The sequence below is a fragment of the Methanoplanus limicola DSM 2279 genome, assembly GCF_000243255.1.
Classification (GTDB): Archaea; Halobacteriota; Methanomicrobia; order Methanomicrobiales; family Methanomicrobiaceae; genus Methanoplanus; species Methanoplanus limicola.
This window is the reverse complement of the sequence record NZ_CM001436.1, coordinates 1,943,154-1,961,620: the sequence shown is the minus strand read 5'-3', so window position 1 is coordinate 1,961,620 and position 18,467 is coordinate 1,943,154. Positions and strand designations below refer to the sequence as shown.

Below are 18,467 nucleotides of genomic sequence, written 5' to 3'. Positions count from 1 at the left end.
CCAATATAAATAATGCCAAATCGTTTACAAGCACTGAAAATTTATTTAATATTTAAACAGTGAGTTATATTCTGTTAAGGTTTGGCATATTTAATTTTGTTGATAGCTCTGATATTTCGTTCCATAAGTGTTCCAGAAGTTTTGTTTTGGAGAATGGAATTTTCTTTTGTATCATTTTTACCACCTGAATAATTTTAAAAAATTTGAGATAATTTAATAGAAAAGAGTTTATATTTATTCTGATGCGGGTATTATTTTGTGATTTTCGTCAAAGGTGTATATTGTGTTGTTGTTGAGTTTATGGACTTTTGTATTTTTCCATATATTTATGTCTCTTTTTAGGATATTTCGCATGGTTAGCTCTGCTTCCTTTAGAGAACTTGTGTTATGTGACCAGAATATTGCATCATTGGGCCGTGTCTGGTAGGAACAGGAATATTCATGAATTGTTTCATCATCATTTAACCATTCGATCAATATTAATCTTGTATCATAGCATCCAATTCCGGAGAGAAAATTTGTGGCTTTTAAAATTCTAAATTTGTTATGCATTTTAATCAATTTCCGCCATACTTGTAAAAATATAATTGTAACTTTGGTTTGAACCATTTATCACAATTAGGAAAGAACCATTAATCATAGATTACCTTATGTAAAAGTATCCCACATTATATGATTTCCTCTGTTCAAATGGTGTATATATCTGACATTTCTATAATATTTGACAGGTTCAGACAATGATAATTTTCTGTTAGGTATTGACACCAAACAATTAGACATGATCATCCCTAACAACGCTGGCAAGCATATTTTTTACTTTTGCATCAGATTTACATTGTTCCTCTGCTGAGTTATTCATCTTAAACAATGCTGAGAACTGTAATAGTTCAATGTTCTTCTGCATTTGGATTTTTCTCCAGAATGGTCTACTAAAATACAAATTAAAAATCCCCTAAGCTATCTAAATTTTAGATATGTGAAGCAACTACAAATTTAAGTTTCTGTTTCGTTATTTCAAAAAATCATTTATAGTGGTCATTACTGGTGACTATTAATATCACTGTCATTTAATGTTATAACATTTTTAAACGCTCACGATTCCCGGCTTCGTTTCACTTATCCGTGAACGGATCAGTTAGTTTTCCCGCTAAGCCGGATTAGTAACGCCCAGGTGACTCCGGGTTCCGGAGTCCCTTCGGCTGATTGACGACCGCCACTGCGCCTACTGCTGCGGCAGAAGGCTTGTGGCTTGCTTTATTCACTCTCTTGTAAATTAATTAGGGAAGTTATATTAATTATCCCCGGAAATATATTCCGGATAGCAGAAGTGAAAACCAATGACTGATTATAGCAATTCACCAATAAGAGAAGCTGTATGTGAATTTAGGTTTTCAAAAAAGACCGGCCGGGACAAAGACCTGTCTTTGAAATATTACGAAAAGATAAAATCAGAATTTCCAAAAAAGGAAGTAAAAAAGGTTCATCACTTCCAGGTAAACGCAGATATAGAAGGCATTCAGAACAGTAAAACTGAATTAAATGACAGACATCTGTTCTTTGACAACGACAGAAGATTTATAGTTCAGATTGCTCCGGGATTGCTGTCAATAAGTTGTTTAGAACCGTATCCTTCATGGGATATATTTAATGAAAAGATCAGACTGGCCTATAATACATTGAGTGAACTGACAGAAATTCACGGGATTGAAAGAATAGGGCTGCTATATGTCAATAAGATCGAAATCTCAGACAAACCTGCGGAATTAAAAGATTATTTCACATTCTACCCAAACATACCAAAAATGCCCGAACTGACCGTTGGAAATATCAATATGGGATCTGATTTTCTTTACAATGCCGGCAATGACATATGCAGAGTTCAGCTGACAAGAGCAGTTCCTGAAAAAAAGGGAGATATAGCATTCCTTCTCACCACCGATTTTTTCACAGCAAAACCGGGATCTGTGGTGCCAAATGATGCTCTGCTCTGGACAGAAGTGGCCCATAATGAAATAAAAAATATCTTCAGGAATTGCATTACAGAAAAAACAGAATCATTGTTTAATGGAGATGACTAAATGTTATATTCTGATTCTTTCTCCGGTTGTGGAATTGGGAATCAAAAAAGATACCCGTTTCCGGAAGACTATTATTCAGAAGAAGGTAAGAATTCTCTAAGACAAAAGCTTCAGACACTTCTGATAGAACTCTTCGGCGAGACCAATACAGAGCATCTTAACCTCCTGTCTGTTCAGACAGGTCCGGGATATTTCACATATGATGGTTCATGTAGTTATACCTATATCGAATCGACCCTGCTTCACCTGGCAGATTATCTTGATATGAGCATTCCAAATCCCGGTGAGGTAATGGATTACATTACCAGGCATCCCGGAATCTGTGATGCTGTTCTATATGCCTGTCTTCTTGCATGTGAAGAGTTCATTAAGGACTCCGAAGTGTCCCTTGAATTATATTATGACGATGAAAGTCAGGACAAGTATCTCACATTATATATCCGTCAGGAAAATTACGCAGATGACATCATAGAGAAAATGGACATAATATGTGATGAATTTGAGGGTGAGCTGGCCGGTCAGTCAGGGTGGCTTCTTTTGACAACCGATTATAAACCCCCTCAGAATAGAGTATGATGTTTTGCTGGTCTCAGTTTCTGAATGTTGCCAGATTTTTAAAGGCACAGGCTGAAGAAGGAGCTTTACCCCCGGAAGCGGCATACAGATGCTCAATAAGCAGGGCCTATTATGCAGCATTTGGGTATTCCCTCAGGTATGCAAAAGATACTATGGGATATGCTCCCAGAAATACAGGAGCAGACCATAAATTAATCAGAGAATTTTATCAGTCACAGGGAAAACCCGACATAAAAAGGAAATTACTGCGTCTTCATCAATGGCGAAAGGATGCCGATTATAATGAACCAGTTTATAATCTGGAATCAAATCTGAAAGACTCCCTAAAAGTGGCCGATGAGATAATTAAATCGTTGGACAAATAAATTTCAAAGCTTTTTTAGAGGCATATTTTCTCTCAACCTCTCCAAAACCCCTCAATCTTCTTCCCTAACCAAAGTCCCAACCGGATAAAAGCAGACATCAAAACCAACTCTCTCCTCTAAAACTCCGGCCCAAAGCAGCTCCCGGACTAATCCGGCACAACTAGCAGAACCGGAAGCACCAGATGCACCAGCATATCCATCTCTCCGGCAGTCAACAAAAACCCCCTGCCTTTCCAAAACCCCCAAAACCTCTTCTGAAGTTACCCGTCCCTTAAACCTCCGGCCCGCTCACACCTAACCGGCAGCAGGGAAGAAATAACCGGTATTATCCGGCATCGGCAGATATGCCAGAACAAAACCCCAGGAATTCCGGCAACTTTGTGCCGCAACATTATCCGGCATAAAATAGTCCAGGGACTCAAGGCACTGAATTATGCAGCCGGCAGACAAGAACTAATATTAATAACCTTTTTCAGCATTACGGTAACTAATTCTCCCTCATTGAGCTGAATTATTGTCTTTATTGAGATGAGTTCTCATTATTGAGATAATAATAATTGCACCAAAAATAATAATTAGATTGAGGTGAGCCTGCTGAATCAGTATAATTCATGCCCAAAGGGACCTGATCCCGGATTTAATGGGGCGGCTTTTCTTGGGTGGTTAAAAAAACGGGGCGGAATAAGAAGAGAAAAAGATTGTGAAAGAAAATGTCAGGAAAACGGGTTTACTGCAAAATCATTTATTAAACAGGCAGGTATGGAATACATCCGTATCGGACAGACAGGAAACGGGAATAAAGTAATTCAGCGTGTCGATAAAGTATGGGCTGATCAGTGGATGACATATTATGACGTTGAAGTGCCACATCACCGGCACTGGACAAACCTATAAAATAATATGGGACAACAGTAATTATTTACTACATACATACAATATTACATTAGAAATTATTTCAATCATAGAAAAAAAGAGAGGTCAGGGAAATGACAGATAAATCCCTGCCGGTATTATCAGCAGAAGAGGAGATGTATCTTAATAAGCCATATGGAGGTTTATTCGGCGATACAGTAATGGCAAAAGTTGTTGAGGAACTTATCGCAGATCCTACAATGGACTACCGTCCAAAATATCTTGAAGATGTCACAAAAAAATCTGAAAAATCAATTCATGATGCCCTCAAAAAATTAGTAATTCTTGGACTTATTGAAAAATGCGGGGATGAAAAACACCCAATATACAGAGTTATAGTTAAGTCAAAAAAGTTTGCCGGACTTTCATTTCTGGCATATGCAATGCTTGATGATCGTGAAGGGACAGACTGCATGGACATGGCAGTCAGTGACTATTACAATTCAGTCTTAAGAGAAAAATACGAACCAAAAGCAATTGCTAATTATGACAAATGGAGTTTAAATCCGGAAATAAAAAGCACAGATGATGAAGAATATGAAACCATATCGGCGAGTGCATGAATATGACTGATAATAAAAAAACGGCAAATACAGACTCAGCGACAATTGATATAAGTGAAATGTACAGATACAAAAAGGACGATATGGTCACCGATATAACTTCCAGTGCCTACTCCAATCTTGCATATGTGCAGGCAACTCACAGGGATCTATATATTGATTTTCTGGAGATGCCGGGGATAAAAAAAGATGACGAAAAAGTACACATACAGGGCACGAGGATATATATGTCCCACTCCGCAGCCCAAAAACTCTCCAAAGCCCTTGACGGGATATTAAAGAAAGTACACTCAGAAGGTAAAATGGAAGTTTATACTCCCGATGATGGAAAATAATCAAAGGCATCCTGATTTTTCCGGATTTTCAGCCCGATAACGCCCAGGTAACTCTCTTCTTCCCCGGAGTTATTCGGCTGCTCTCACCCTCTCTAAAACCCTCAACTTTCTTCCCAAATCAGAGTCCCAACCGGAGAAAAGCAGACATCAAAACCAACTCTCTCCTCAAAAACCCCGGCCCTTAAACCTCCGGCCGGCCCACACCTAACCGGCAGCAGGGAAGAAATAACCGGCATCAACCGACACACCAAAACACTCTCCAAGAACTCCGGCAACCTTCCCCGGCATAAAAGAGTTTAAGGAGTCAAGGCACCGGCAGAGAAGACTGACCTTCAAAAAAGCCTCAGCCTCTTTAGTTCCTCCTCTCTCTTTTATTGAATTGTTACATAATTATTATGATATAGTAACAGATATTATTACAAAATACGGGAGATAAAATATTATGCGAAAACAGCTCACAGCCATTATTGAAAAGGAAGGCGATGGCTATGTTTCATTCTGCCCGGAATATGACATTGCAAGCCAGGGCAGTACTGTAGAAGAAGCCCGTAATAACCTTCATGAGGCTTTGGAGCTCTTTTTAAAAACCGCATCTTTGCAGGAGATTCAGTCACGGTTCCACGGGGAGATCTATATCACACGGATGGATGTGGCTTTTGGCTAAACTTCGTGTTTTATCTAGGAACTAAATACAACTCAATAACCCTTAGTCAGACTTTATATGAACCATAAGACTGGCAGACATATTCAGCAAAAAGGAAAAAAACACTTAGGGAGGATAATAATGAATAAAAGCAGAACTTTCAAAGGAGACGTTAAATGAATAAAGACGTGATACCGGACTGGAACATTGACGGGATTTTACCGCCCATAAATATGGCTGATCCAACAGATTTTGAAAGGTCCCCCTATTCAATCTCTTTAACTGACTTAATTCTCCGGTTTGCAAATACCAAACACCGTAGAGAGATCATAAAAGGTTTTATGAATTTCCGTTCTGATCTGCATGAATTAGGGCTTAATGAAGGCTTTCAGTGGATTGATGGAAGTTTCCTTGAAAATGTTGAGAAGACAGAAGGAAGAAATCCCAATGATATCGATCTTGTCACATTTTTTATTCTGCCTGAAGAAACAAGTCAGGAGACCCTTTTATCTTCTAACCAAGATATCTTCAACTCTAAAAGGACGAAAGATGAATATAATGTTGATGCATATTTTGTACAGTTAAACTCAGATGGATACGAGATGCTTATCAGGCAAATCACGTATTGGTACAGCATCTGGTCACACAGAAGAGACGGACAGTGGAAAGGATTTATACAAATAGAACTTTCCGATAAAGAAGATCAGATTGCTATGAGCAACCTTGATGCAATGATGAAAGAGGAGGATTCTTTATGATGACCAATCAGAATTATCAGCATTTAAAAGCGGAGTTATCCACATTAAACAAAATGCTTATACAACTACCCACGTCCAGTGTCATTGAGCGTCTCAGTCTGGAATCCAGAAAACATGATATAGAAGCCTCACTTGCCTCATTTGAGGGCCAATATTATAATCCTGCTCAATTCAGTATAACATTCCGGGGTGCTCCGGTCATCAACAGCCATGGAGTTCAGGCAGACTTTGGAGGAAATGCCATCAAACAGTTCACTGATGCAGTCGCAGCAGTCGGAGCAAGTCAGACAGACACTCTGGGATCGCGGGGTATGTTGCCAAACCGTGAAGAATATAAGATGTTGATAACCGGAACAACCAAGGGGTCATTTGGATTTGTAATAGAAGAAGTGTCACAAAATCCTAAGCTGAACAATGAACCCTCTCCTGTCGAACTTGCTATAAGTACAACTATGGCGATATTCAAAGCATCAACCGGAACTGATGAAGAGTTAAATGAGGCACTATCAGAAGCTGATCCACGGGCGATTAAAACCATTCGTGAATTTCTAAAAACTCTTGCAGATCAGGATGCTGTATGCACACTGAAGTCAAAAGGAAATGCCTTTGGTTTCACCGATGTAGGTCAGATTCGTCAAAGTGAAAGCAGACTCAGTGAGGACAATATACGTCAGGAAGAGATCACGCTGAAAGGTCATTTTATTGGTTATCTTCCTAAAAAAAGGATTTTTGAATTTTCTGAAGATAATTCAGAGGAAATTATCTCAGGCAGAGTAGATACTGTAATTGAAAATGCAGATTTAATTAACCAGAATCTCAATCTGCCGGCAACCATTCAGTTACTGGAAAGAAGAGTCGGTGAAAGCAAAAACCGCACATATACACTTACTGATTATGATATAAATTAAGGTGAGATGGATAACTGATTGAACTACGCCACTGCGCCTCCTGCTGCAGCAAAAGTCTATGCCTCAATATCTCACCCCCTCCAAAACCCCTCAACTTTCTTCCCCAACCAAAGTCCCAACCGGAGAAAAGCAGACATCAAAACCAACCCTCTCCTCAAAAACTCCGGCCCAAAGCAGCTCCATGACTAATCCGGCCCAACCAACAGAACCGGAAGTATCAACAAGAACCCCTGCTCTTCCAAAATCCCCAAAACCTCCGAAACTTCAAAATTTTGGACATTCGACAAATCAACAACAATATGCCGAAACCTTAGACACGTCAATGTGAATCTGTCGAAAATACTTTGTTTCTTCGACATATTGATCACACTTAAAGATCTTTAGTATTCTTGACATCTCGGTATTCTTGACATCTCGGTATTCTTGACATCTCGGTATTCTTGACATACCGGAATTGTACCTGAGCAGGTACATAATCAGGAACAAAGGTGATTATTACGCAAAGCTCAATGCAGTGGCCGCTAAGGGTGAATGGTAAAACTGGGGTGTATCATTTCTCTTATTCAGCAACGGGAAATTCATAATTACAGGTGCAAAAACCAGGGAACGGTTAGAAGAGGCTGAAAAGAACTTCACTGAACTTTTAGGGCGGATATAATTTATTAGATTCACTTCTTTGTATTCTACTCTTTCAGGTTCAAAGTTTCAACCCGGCAGATTTAAAAGAGAGGAGTGATTTTTTTAATCGAAATCTAATAATTACTGGGATAAAATGAAAATACCGGATTTAATAATATTTTACTGGCTAACCTGGATTTGTCTTTTTATTATGTTCATTGGTGATGTAATCACTACATACATTGGCAGAAATACTGCCGGAATGGTAGAAGCAAATCAGATTATTGTTGATTTTAACCCAGGAAATGATCCCTTTTTACATTTGATGTTTATAATTGGAGTATTTATCATATGATCACTATGTGATCCCGCACTGGCGAATTCCTTCAATAATCACTGGTTTACGGTTCCTACTCTTTTTCCATTTTGTAAAGTATTGTGAATGTACCGTTTCATAACATGACTTTTCATCTATAAGTGTGTATTATGTGTGACGGCCGCACATTTTTGCAACTTATTTTGTGGAACTGGTACACATTTTATTAATTTAATATCTGAAGTGGAGATAAGCAAGTGAAGGAAAACTCCGGAAAACCGGATTCTGTTATAACAACCGGCCCGTTATTATAATCTGAATATCTCCGGCCCTTCTTCATCAGCTTAAAACCCGGAAAGGAAGGCCACAGGCATTCCCAAAAAGGAAAAAGAATCCTTCTACTGACAGTATGATTGCGCTTCAGGCACCGGGGAATAACATAAAAAAATCAAAGCAGTGAAAAAGCCGAAACATTTATTGACGTTAAAGTTAACGCAGTAATTAGGAAAATGAGCTTAGAATTAAAAAACGGGGCTAAATTTTGCTTAAAAGTGCTGTCGGTGGGATCCGAACCCACGGCCTCCAGATATCTCAGATATCAGCGCCTCCGAAATGTGCTCAAAACCCTATGAGTCTGGCGCCCTAACCGACTAGGCCACGACAGCAGCTAAATTTCTTCTATGTCGGTAGTTACACACAGTGTGCATAATAAAAATGATCTCTACACAGTTAAAAGTTATGATTTAACTTTAGCACCTCATCCGGAATTAATACCTCTTCAGGCATTATGCAGGAATTATATCCATAATCAAGAGCACGTAAATCTCTCATATCCGGAATTACCGGCCATGAAAATTCCGGCTAAAATCAGATAATTAATGACGAAAATGTCAGAATTCCGATTAAAATAAGGATCAGAATAATACTCCTCCGGATGAAACTCTTTGCAGTCTTAATATCACTGCCTTTTCTTGGCGCAATCTTAAGTGCAAGTGTGGCAATGAGCGCACCGGCAATAAGCCCGATGACATTGTCCAGGACAAGAAGAACCGCACCGGGAGACCTCTCCGGTATAAGAACAACAGTAATTCCGGCAACGACCGTCGGCGGAAGCAGCGCCGCAGCAACCGCAACCCCTGCAACAAGTTCAGAGATATTCTTTGTAAGCGCAATAATAGAGGCAGTGCCAAGAAGCACAGCCATAATTATGTATATCGGATTTGAGACCGTTCTGAGCATAATCTCTTCAGTCAGTGATATATTCAGAGAAGAACCAGTGAAAATTCCGGTAAACACCGACATTAACAGCGTAGCAGTAAGGGCAAGCAGGAAGATGAGCGCCAGATTAATAGCCAGGACAAAAATGCTCCTTAATGCCTCATTTACCCTCCCTGTTGCAGAATAAATTGCAAACGAATGAATCGGGCCGAGAATCGGAGATAAAAGCATTGCCCCGATAATAATTGCGACATTATTGAGATACAGCCCCATAAGAGCAATAAGCCCTGCAATACCGACCAGTGCCAGATGCCAGTAATCAATTTTTGTATAATCCTTAGCCGTATCAATCAGTTTTTCAACAGGCGTCCTGACACTCACAGTTACCCTTTTTTCTGCCCTCTGAAGAGAAGACGAGATTACAAAATCCGGAGTGGAGACATCAATCAGGGACTCTTTATACCTCATATCAATAGGCTTTCTAAGCACCTCTATTGCATCATTGACCTCCGCATCAGGAACAAAAACCCTGACCTCGACATAATTCCTCTCTTTATTCACCAGATGATGAAAACCGGCAAGAAGTTTCTCAAGTTCAGGAAAATCTTCATAACGAACATTAATCAGTATTTTTTTCATCCCTCTGCCCTCCCGTCACACAACCACCACTAAAAACATTCTCCGGTCTTCCTGTCCATAAACCTGCTCAGAATATTCTTTATAAAATCCTTCTCAAAACCACATTCATAAAGAAAAATCGTATATATAACCATTTCAAGTTTTGCAGTAAAAATACAGAGTTCAGTACCGCCTGCATATGAAAAACCCTCTTTAGCCTCCCTGTGCGCAATATAATTCCTGTTTCCCGAAACAGAAGAAGAAAACTCTCCGTAATCAGCTATATAAGGCTCAAGAAAGTCCCCGAAAAAATCACATATATCATTTAACCGGTTCTCAAGATTTGGTTTATTCCCAAACTTAAGGGTATTGACGATCGATTCCCTGACCTTCTTTGTAAAAACCTTATTTTCCCCAAGAAGCCGTTTAACTATATCAGTCCTCTCCCGGTACTCATCCGGACTTATAAGGTAATCCTTAAAGTTATCATTTCTCCGGTGATAAATCTCAATACACTCTGTAAAGCTTAGAAAAACATTTTCTGGATACATCTCAGGGTTAAAGACCACAGAAAAATACAGCCTTACCATAGGACTGTAATCTCTCTCAAACACCCTCCACCGTCCGAGATATTCCCCAAAATCATCACTAATTTCATCAAACGAAATTAAATAACTGCCATAATGCATATATTCAGCCAGTTTCCGGTTACAAAGCCTGTTATTATTAAGATAAATACTGCATTTATTCAGTATTTTTTCACCGTAATAATCAGATAGCAGAGGATTTTTTTCATGCTCCCCTGTAATGGAGATGAAGAAAGACGGTTTACCCCAAAAGAATGTGAGAATATTCTGGATCACCTGAAGATCAGAGATAATATCTCTTAATCTCTTCTCCTCAGGATATTCAGCAAGTAAAATCAGGTCCGGATCATTTTCATCTGTACAGATTTTTAAGGTGCAGTTCCCGGAAGAATAAATTATCAGACCACCTTTTTTATTAATCTCCCCGGAAATATGCTCAAAACCAATCCAGTTAACAAAATCATCAGGAAGAGTCAGAACCCGGCAGAACCTCACCTCATCGTAGCTACTGAAATTATATCCGTCAATCACAATTTCCGGAAGAAAAAGTATCTCATTGTCATCAGTTTCAGGACCTAAAACCGGGTTCATCCTATCCCTGTGAACCATCCTGTTATTTAACAGCGTTATCTCAGTACCACTAACCCCTCTTCCTGAAATAAGCGGGATTCTGTTAATGACACAGTGATCACTTTCTTCAGGAAAAACATTCCATAAGACTGCATCATTTTCATCACTTCCCTGACGGGAAAGACTGCATTCAAGCAGAGCATGATAATACGGCTTAATGGTTAAAAGTCCGGGGAAATCCCTGTCAGTATCATAACACCCGGAATTTTTAATATTCCACTTACCCCTTATCCTGATAATATTGTCCATACAACCACTGCACAGATATTTCACTTAAAGCGCAGGAATTAATCCCGTATATTTACCTGCTACTCAGCCTGTAATTAAATATTATTATGCAGACATTAAGCATTTTTGGAAAAAATCCGGATTTAATTACCCAAAGACCGTAGGATGTGAGAAATCCAGAGCAGATTTTTACCGGACTGAAGGAGACATCAATATCCCGGAAAAAATGTCCCATTTCCTCTGCGCGTCAAAAATCCAAAAAGTCCGGATTATCGCTAATTTTAATATTGGGTAGTTAATTGAACTTTGATTTTATATGGGCTGTGGTGTGCTCTTTAAATCAAAATTAAATGTGTATATGTGGCTTTTATTGGATATAATCAGAATATTTGGTTGATTTTAGATTTTGGGTGGCAAAATGTCCTTACATTTCATTTTAGATGGTGCAGAGATTTTAAATATCAATATCGGTCTTCATAAATGATTGTAATTAGAATATATCCTTATTACATCGTTAAATTTGATAATTAATCGTTCTGGTGGGAGTAATTAATATCTGGTTGTGGGAAAAATTTATATGTGCAATTTTTGTATTACTATAACACAATGTGTAATGTTCCGGATTAACTAATTATATCCGGGAAAACTTTGATAAAACAGATATCAAAGTAAATATCCGGACTTTTTTTTCGGGACCGCATTATTCGTGGAGGATAAACTGTACAGGTTACATTCTAAATCCTCCATCTTACTGATTTAATCTGGTTGTGTTATTGTGATTAAAAAAAGAATCAAAGACTTATCAATATTATTTGTAGTCTGTTCAGCCATTGTTCTGGCTGCGGGCTGCGTAGGGGCAGATACAGACAATACAGAAGTTGCATCAGATTCCGGCAGCAAAGAAGTTGTCCTGATCTCAACCCCGTATGACACAGAACTTGCAAGCGGAAATGTCATCAAACAGGTACTTGATGCAAACGGCTACAATGTTGAACTTAAAATCGTCGATGTAGGCCTTGCATTTCAGGGACTGGCCTCAGGTTCCGGAGACTTCTTCGTTGGTGCCTGGCTGCCGACATGCCATGGTCAGTACTATGACAAGTATAAGGACGACATTGTGTTTGTAGGTGAAAACATGGTCGGCACAAGATGCGGACTTGTAGTCCCGGAATACGTTGACATTAATTCAATTGAGGAATTAAAAGATCATTCTGAGGAATTTGATTCAACAATAGTCGGAATAGAGCCTGGTGCAGGCATAATGAAAGACACAGAGACTGTAAATGAAGAATATGGTCTTGACTATGAAATCTCCACCGGCAGTGAAGTTGCAATGTGTACTGCACTCAAATCCGCTATAGACAAAAAAGAGCCGATTGTTGTTACAGGCTGGTCACCACACTGGAAATTTGTAACATGGGACCTTAAGTATCTGGATGACCCTAAAAATATCTACGGCGGCATAGAGCACATTTCAACATTTACAAGAACAGGGTTTAAAGAAGATTATCCTGAACTCTATGAGTTCCTTGAGCGTTACCACTGGGAGTCATCTGACATGGAATCTATAATGCTTGAAGTAAATGACGGAAAGGATGTAGAAGCTGCCGCTTCAGAGTGGATTAAGAACAATCCCGACCTTGTAAACGAATGGCTCGGAAAATAAACCAACCCTTTTTTTAAAACATTATAATTCCGGTTTTCAGACCATTAAAAACAAAAATTATGCCAGAAACCGGCATATCAACAGCACGCAAAAAAAAGATTATTTATCTGCCGGAATTATCCTGGACATTTTTAATATATACATTTACAGCAGCAGTTATTGCAGCAGCCTCCTTTCCAAGCCTCATTGATGCTGCAAGCGTCTGCATCCTTGCCTCTTCCTCTCTTAAGTACATTGAAAGGTTCTTCTTTACATGCTCTTCAGTGAGGAAATGAGTATGCGTCTTTCCCTCTATAAACTGACTGTTGTTCATTATTGCATGATGAAGCGGCAGGGTTGTCTTCACGCCAAGGATAACATATTCATATATCGCTCTTCTCATACGGTTGATGCTCTCTTCCCTGTCAAAACCCCATGAACAGAGCTTTGAGATCATTGAATCGTACATCGGAGGAATTGTGTATCCCATGTGAATTCCGGAATCTACACGGATACCAGGACCTCCCGGAGACCTGTATCTGACAATCTTGCCCGGATCTGCTGAAAAGTTATTCAGTGGATCTTCCGCATTAATCCGGCACTCAATAGCATGCCCGTGCAGTTTAATATCATCCTGAGATATTGCCAGGTCCTCACCCGATGCAACCCTTATCTGCTGTTTAACAAGATCAATTCCGGTAACCATCTCAGTGACCGTATGCTCGACCTGGAGGCGGGTATTCATCTCCATGAAATAATACTCGCCGTTAGAATAGAGAAATTCAACAGTGCCTGCGTTATAATACCCTGAAACCTCTGCAACCTTCAGAGCCGACTCTGCCATCTTCTCCCTCAGCTCATCAGTCATTATCGGGCACGGTGCCTCTTCCACAAGTTTCTGATGCCTCCTCTGAATTGAGCATTCACGGTCATAGAGGTGCACCCTGTTGCCCTGCTGATCACAGAGCACCTGAAGTTCAATATGCCTCGGCTTGACAAGGTACTTCTCAATGAAGACAGTTTCATCTCCGAATGCAGACTTTGCAATCCTCATACCCTTCTCTATCGCTTCCTCAAGGCCGGACTCATCCTCCACAATCTGCATACCTATGCCACCGCCGCCGGCACTTGCCTTGACAATTACAGGGTAGCCAATCTCTGAGGAGATCTTCTTCGCCTCATCAAGTGAGCGGACTCCGTCAGTAGTATACGGCAGGACAGGCACACCTGCCGATGAGACCATATGCTTTGAACCAAGTTTTGATCCCATCTTCTCAATGGTCTTATAAGACGGGCCGATAAAGACAATTCCCTCTTCATCACATAGCCTTGCAAATTCTGAATTTTCCGCTAAAAAACCATATCCAGGATGGATTGCCTCAGCCCCGCATTTTTTTGCGATGCTGATAATCTTCTCCTTATTCAGGTAGCTCTTTGAAGGGTGCGCCTCACCTGCAAGGTATGCCTCATCTGCATACTTTACATGGAGCGAATTTTTATCCGGCTCGGAATAGACCGCAACAGTCTCAATTCCAAGCTCTCTGCATCCACGCATAACACGGATTGCAATTTCGCCCCTGTTAGCAATAAGAATTTTATTAAAATATCTCATTCAACCACCAGCAGAACATCACCATTCTGCACAGTGTCACCCGAATCTACAAAAATCTGGGTTACCTTGCCATCCCTTGGCGACTTAATCGGATTTTCCATCTTCATCGCTTCAAGAACAACAAGAACATCTCCGGTTTTGACCTGTGCACCGATGCTTGTCTCAATCTTTAAAACCATACCCTGCATGTTGCTGTTGACACCGCCTTTAATCGTAGTGTGCGGGATCTTCTTCTGACCCATACTCTTCTGCGATTCAACGGCACTGCCTTCAACAGATAAAATCCTGACGGCAAAGATCTCACCATCCACTTCAACCTCCATGCAGCTTGGAATCTCCGGGACGGAAGCCCTGGCAGGTGCTGATTTCTTTGGAATCAACTCCTGTTTTCTCTCTCCTTTCAGGAATGACGGTGCAATTGCAGGATACAGGATATATGTGAGAATGTCCTCATCCTTTCTGACAAAACCGCCTTCACGCGCCTCAGCTGCCATATTTTCATATGCAGGTGAGAGGAGATCTCCGGGCCTTCCTTCATACGGCTTCTCCTCTCCGATTATCTTCAGGCGTATCTCGTCCGGAATTATTCCCGGGGGTTTGCCGTACAGACCTCTTACATAATCCTTGACTTCCTGGGTGATATTGGAGTATCTCTCACCGCCCATCAGGACATTTAGTACCGCCTGTGTGCCCACAATCTGGCTTGTCGGTGTTACTAAGGGCGGGTAGCCGAGATCCTTTCTTACCTTCGGGATCTCTTTGTGAACCTCTTCTATTCTGTCAAGTGCATTCTGCTCTTTAAGCTGTGAGACCAGATTAGAGATCATTCCGCCGGGGAGCTGATATATCAGCACATCACTGTCAACAAGTTCTGATATAGGATCAATCAGCCCGCCGTACTTATCCCTGATCTTAAGGCATATGTTCCGGACTTCCCTCAGCTTTAACAGATCAATACCGGTATCTCTCTCTCTTCCGATAAGAGTTGCAACAATGCTCTCCGTCGGCGGCTGGGATGTACCCATCGCGAAAGGTGACATCGCAGTATCAAGAATATCCACGCCAGCTTCAATTGCCGCCTGATAGCTCATAGGCGAAATTCCGCTTGTGGAGTGCGAATGAAGATTTACCGGGATATCAATTGTCCGTTTTATGCCGGTGATGATCTCTCCTGCATCATCAGGCATAATAAGTCCGGCCATATCTTTGATGCAGATCGAATCACTGCCTTTTGCGTACAGGACCTCTGCCATCTCAATGAACTTCTCATTTGAATGTACAGGGCTTGTTGTATAGCATATTGTGCCCTGAAGGTGTGCACCGATATCCTTCACAGTCTCCATTGATTTTTCCATATTCCGTATGTCATTGAGCGCGTCAAAGACCCTGAATATGTCAACTCCGTTTCTGCCCGCAGCTTCTATGAATTTTACAACTACATCATCGGGATAATGTTTGTACCCTACAAGATTCTGGCCGCGAAGAAGCATCTGTATTGGAGTATTCTCCAAAACTTCATTCAGATCGGAAAGTCTCTGCCAGGGATCGTCATTTAAGTATCTGATACAGCTGTCAAAGGTGGCCCCTCCCCAGGCTTCAACGGAAAAAAAGCCTATTTTGTCAATTGCCCGGGCGAGAGATATCATATCCTCAGTCCTGAGCCTCGTGGCTATTAAGGACTGATGTGCATCTCTGAGAGTAGTGTCGGTTATTTTTAAAGGATTTGTCACACTCATAAATTACCTCCGGTAAATAGGGGAATAAAGGATATTGTATAATCGAATTTTAGCCTTTATTTACTTGGATCTGTTAAGTATTAAAATATCCCCAGTAGTATTGAAACAACAAAAAATACGGCGGAGGAGAGCATTGCTGCAATATCCTTATCTCCTCTCTTAAAAGAAGGGTTTAGACTTCCCCCTTGATTATAACCCCTCATTGCCATAATTCCGGCCTGTTCGGATGACCTTCTGAGAGCCTGAATGGTGATATTTCCTGCAACCGGAATAATATTGCTTATTTTCTGCTTCTGATTTTTAATTCTGAGTGCAATGCGTGCTTTTGATATGTCATAACTGATTCTTCTGATATTTTCTGCTGAGAGTTCAGCTGTCATTCCAAGTTCAAATCCGTGTTTATTGCCAAAAAGCCAGACCATTATATTCAGAAATTCTCCCGGCTTAAATTCAGACCAGGCATAAAATGCAATGAGCAGTATAATGGCCATCTTTACAAAATACTCCGGCCCGTTAAGCCCCTGAATATACATGATGAGTGAAATCGCTGATATCATCGCTATAATTCCGGCGAAGAACCTGAATTCCGGAAGAGAATTTATTCTTTTTGAAAACAAGAGCCACCAGATAAATGCAAGGGCCGACCCTGCATATCCTGTGAACGCCGTTATGGAGAGCAGTATTACTGAAAAAAACCTCAGCCCTGCATCCTGCATAATGCCTCCATAACGTCATCAACTGTAATATTATCCGGAATAATTCCCCTGCGCAATGCCTCAGTTATATACTGCGGACAGTTTTTCCATCTCAGTATCGCTTCCGGAGTTTTACCATGGCATATGAGGTGGCCCTCCTCCGTCTCCCATATATAATCAGCCTTTGGCAGAACGGCCTGCTCATGTGTAAATATTATAGTTATCTTATCTTTCCGGTTACAGAGATTACTGATTAATTTCTTCTTCTCCACACAGTCAAGCGAGCTGAATGGCTCGTCAAGCAAGAGGAGATCCGGATTTCTCTCTGCAATGCAGGCAAGTTCAAGCTTCTTTAATTCGCCCCTTGAGAGAAGCACTGGATCTTTATCCATCATCTCTTCAAAACCATATCTGTCTGCGATAAATTCCGGGTTAAGACCCCATGATGTGATCTCCTTTCTCACCTTCTCTGCCGTTACATGGTGCTCAGGATTCTGCATCGAGTAGATCTCCGAACCTGTTCCTGATTTCTCTATTCTTCCGCCGGAAACCTTCAGAAAACCTGCCACCGCCATGGCAAGAGATGTCTTTCCGCTGCCGATCTTTCCGGTGATGAGGTGAACTCCTCTCTCAAATTCCCCGTCTGCCTTCAGGATGAAATCACCGTTTTTTATGGTGATATTGTCCAGGGTTATCTTCACTTTAAAATTCTCCACAATGGCGGATAAAAACAGGTGCTCTTAAGATATTTCTCAAATATTTCACCGGGAGCTCCCTGGTATTTTATCCTGCCGCTCTCTAAAAAGATCAGGTTGCCGGCTTTTGATGCAGTCTCCATATTGTGGGTGCAGACTATGATATGCCGCGAGCCTGTATTCAGAACATTTTCAGAAAATACCTCTGCTGATCCCCTGTCAAGGTGTGAATCCGGCTCATCAATTACGAGGAGGGACGGGTTGTCTGCACATGCAGAGGCCAGGGCGACCATCACCTTCTCTCCGCCTGAAAGAGTTCTCATCTCTCTTTTAAGGAGATGGCTGATATCAAAGAGGTAAGAGATCTCTTTAACTCTCCTCTCTGTTTCACTACAGTCTGCATGCTTAAACCTCAGTGACGATGCTATCTCATCATATACGACCCCGAAGATGCTGTTGTCATCCGGATATTCGGATACATAACCTGTGTCAAGTTCACGGGGATTTTTTCCTTCAATACTGATACTTCCTGAATCAGGAATTTTAATCCCCGATATGATCTTTAGCAGTGTGCTCTTTCCGCTGCCGTTTCTGCCAATAACTGCCGTTATCCCCTCAGGAACTGTGGCCCTGTCAATATTCAGGATGCCGTGGTTTAGGTTTTTTATCTCTATCATATCACTGTTGAGTCAGCCGCACCGGGCTGAATGTTTCAGACTGATCTTTTTTTT

General features: G+C 40.8%; 21 protein-coding genes, 1 tRNA gene and 1 pseudogene. 12 read left to right on the top strand and 11 right to left on the bottom strand.

Annotated features, from left to right (window positions below; translation table 11 throughout):
• Positions 1–234: 234 nt before the first annotated feature.
• Positions 235–552, bottom strand: coding sequence for a hypothetical protein (locus METLIM_RS09495; RefSeq protein ID WP_004078072.1), 318 nt, complete (start codon positions 550–552; stop codon positions 235–237).
• 785 nt (positions 553–1,337) lie between these two features.
• On the opposite strand from METLIM_RS09495, the gene METLIM_RS09490 reads away from it, so the two are divergent.
• Genes METLIM_RS09490 through METLIM_RS09480 form a run of 3 tightly spaced genes read left to right on the top strand, consistent with a single transcriptional unit; the run spans position 1,338 to position 3,019 of the window.
• A complete protein-coding gene (locus METLIM_RS09490; RefSeq protein WP_004078068.1) occupies positions 1,338–2,078 on the top strand; it encodes a TIGR04255 family protein in 741 nt (246 codons plus the stop codon).
• Positions 2,079–2,654, top strand: a complete 576-nt coding sequence (locus tag METLIM_RS09485) for a hypothetical protein (protein WP_004078066.1) — start codon at positions 2,079–2,081, stop codon at positions 2,652–2,654.
• Positions 2,651–3,019: a HEPN domain-containing protein gene (locus METLIM_RS09480; RefSeq protein ID WP_004078063.1), complete on the top strand. Its 369-nt coding sequence runs from the start codon at positions 2,651–2,653 to the stop codon at positions 3,017–3,019. Before METLIM_RS09485 ends, METLIM_RS09480 begins: the two co-directional genes overlap by 4 nt.
• Before the next feature lie 51 nt (positions 3,020–3,070).
• On the opposite strand, the gene METLIM_RS09475 is transcribed toward METLIM_RS09480, so the two are convergent.
• Positions 3,071–3,265 (bottom strand): hypothetical protein, encoded by a 195-nt coding sequence (locus METLIM_RS09475; protein WP_048145818.1) that lies wholly within the window; start codon positions 3,263–3,265, stop codon positions 3,071–3,073.
• A 339-nt stretch (positions 3,266–3,604) separates the two neighbouring features.
• On the opposite strand from METLIM_RS09475, the gene METLIM_RS09470 reads away from it, so the two are divergent.
• From METLIM_RS09470 to METLIM_RS09460, 3 genes are all read left to right on the top strand, one after another.
• Positions 3,605–3,913 (top strand): hypothetical protein, encoded by a 309-nt coding sequence (locus tag METLIM_RS09470; RefSeq protein WP_004078061.1) that lies wholly within the window; start codon positions 3,605–3,607, stop codon positions 3,911–3,913.
• Between the two features lie 92 nt (positions 3,914–4,005).
• Complete coding sequence (locus tag METLIM_RS09465) at positions 4,006–4,494, top strand: hypothetical protein (protein WP_004078059.1); 489 nt, start codon at positions 4,006–4,008, stop codon at positions 4,492–4,494.
• 2 nt (positions 4,495–4,496) lie between these two features.
• On the top strand, positions 4,497–4,829 hold the full coding sequence (locus METLIM_RS09460) for a DUF3467 domain-containing protein (protein ID WP_004078049.1): 333 nt from the start codon (positions 4,497–4,499) through the stop codon (positions 4,827–4,829).
• A gap of 204 nt (positions 4,830–5,033) precedes the next feature.
• Here METLIM_RS09460 and METLIM_RS17555 read toward each other — a convergent pair whose 3' ends face one another.
• Positions 5,034–5,165: a hypothetical protein gene (locus METLIM_RS17555; RefSeq protein ID WP_281034195.1), complete on the bottom strand. Its 132-nt coding sequence runs from the start codon at positions 5,163–5,165 to the stop codon at positions 5,034–5,036.
• 106 nt (positions 5,166–5,271) lie between these two features.
• Here METLIM_RS17555 and METLIM_RS09455 point away from each other — a divergent pair, with 106 nt between their 5' ends.
• The 5 genes and pseudogenes from METLIM_RS09455 (at position 5,272) to METLIM_RS16620 (ending at position 8,111) form a co-directional block, all read left to right on the top strand.
• A complete protein-coding gene (locus METLIM_RS09455) occupies positions 5,272–5,493 on the top strand; it encodes a type II toxin-antitoxin system HicB family antitoxin (protein WP_004078044.1) in 222 nt (73 codons plus the stop codon).
• Between the two features lie 155 nt (positions 5,494–5,648).
• Positions 5,649–6,230, top strand: a complete 582-nt coding sequence (locus METLIM_RS09450) for a DUF6932 family protein (protein WP_004078043.1) — start codon at positions 5,649–5,651, stop codon at positions 6,228–6,230.
• Positions 6,227–7,138, top strand: coding sequence for a hypothetical protein (locus tag METLIM_RS09445; protein WP_004078040.1), 912 nt, complete (start codon positions 6,227–6,229; stop codon positions 7,136–7,138). The genes METLIM_RS09450 and METLIM_RS09445 overlap by 4 nt, the downstream gene beginning before the upstream one ends.
• 556 nt (positions 7,139–7,694) lie before the next feature.
• Positions 7,695–7,796: pseudogene (locus tag METLIM_RS17690) on the top strand (hypothetical protein); the annotation flags it as partial.
• Positions 7,797–7,910: 114 nt separating this feature from the next.
• Entirely contained in the window at positions 7,911–8,111 is a 201-nt protein-coding gene (locus tag METLIM_RS16620) for a hypothetical protein (protein WP_004078038.1), read from the top strand.
• Positions 8,112–8,624: 513 nt separating this feature from the next.
• Here the strand turns inward: METLIM_RS16620 and METLIM_RS09440 are convergent.
• The 3 genes from METLIM_RS09440 to METLIM_RS09425 all read right to left on the bottom strand — a co-directional run bounded on the left by METLIM_RS09440 (position 8,625) and on the right by METLIM_RS09425 (position 11,374).
• Positions 8,625–8,737: transfer RNA gene (locus tag METLIM_RS09440), tRNA-Met, on the bottom strand.
• A gap of 202 nt (positions 8,738–8,939) precedes the next feature.
• A complete protein-coding gene (locus METLIM_RS09430) occupies positions 8,940–9,929 on the bottom strand; it encodes a TIGR00341 family protein (RefSeq protein ID WP_004078036.1) in 990 nt (329 codons plus the stop codon).
• Positions 9,930–9,958: 29 nt separating this feature from the next.
• A complete protein-coding gene (locus METLIM_RS09425; protein ID WP_004078034.1) occupies positions 9,959–11,374 on the bottom strand; it encodes an ApeA N-terminal domain 1-containing protein in 1,416 nt (471 codons plus the stop codon).
• Positions 11,375–12,128: 754 nt separating this feature from the next.
• Here METLIM_RS09425 and METLIM_RS09420 point away from each other — a divergent pair.
• A complete protein-coding gene (locus METLIM_RS09420; RefSeq protein WP_004078032.1) occupies positions 12,129–13,019 on the top strand; it encodes a glycine betaine ABC transporter substrate-binding protein in 891 nt (296 codons plus the stop codon).
• Positions 13,020–13,122: 103 nt separating this feature from the next.
• On the opposite strand, the gene METLIM_RS09415 is transcribed toward METLIM_RS09420, so the two are convergent.
• The 5 genes from METLIM_RS09415 to METLIM_RS09395 all read right to left on the bottom strand — a co-directional run bounded on the left by METLIM_RS09415 (position 13,123) and on the right by METLIM_RS09395 (position 18,413).
• Positions 13,123–14,610, bottom strand: a complete 1,488-nt coding sequence (locus METLIM_RS09415; RefSeq protein WP_004078029.1) for an acetyl-CoA carboxylase biotin carboxylase subunit — start codon at positions 14,608–14,610, stop codon at positions 13,123–13,125.
• Positions 14,607–16,346: a pyruvate/oxaloacetate carboxyltransferase gene (locus METLIM_RS09410; protein WP_004078028.1), complete on the bottom strand. Its 1,740-nt coding sequence runs from the start codon at positions 16,344–16,346 to the stop codon at positions 14,607–14,609. Before METLIM_RS09410 ends, METLIM_RS09415 begins: the two co-directional genes overlap by 4 nt.
• Positions 16,347–16,426: 80 nt before the next feature.
• Positions 16,427–17,062, bottom strand: a complete 636-nt coding sequence (locus METLIM_RS09405) for a hypothetical protein (RefSeq protein WP_004078027.1) — start codon at positions 17,060–17,062, stop codon at positions 16,427–16,429.
• Positions 17,044–17,742 carry an ATP-binding cassette domain-containing protein gene (locus tag METLIM_RS09400; RefSeq protein ID WP_004078026.1) on the bottom strand — a complete coding sequence of 233 codons (699 nt, stop codon included), beginning with the start codon at positions 17,740–17,742 and terminating at the stop codon, positions 17,044–17,046. The genes METLIM_RS09405 and METLIM_RS09400 overlap by 19 nt, the downstream gene beginning before the upstream one ends.
• Positions 17,739–18,413 carry an energy-coupling factor ABC transporter ATP-binding protein gene (locus METLIM_RS09395; protein WP_004078025.1) on the bottom strand — a complete coding sequence of 225 codons (675 nt, stop codon included), beginning with the start codon at positions 18,411–18,413 and terminating at the stop codon, positions 17,739–17,741. The genes METLIM_RS09400 and METLIM_RS09395 overlap by 4 nt, the downstream gene beginning before the upstream one ends.
• Positions 18,414–18,467 lie beyond the last annotated feature (54 nt).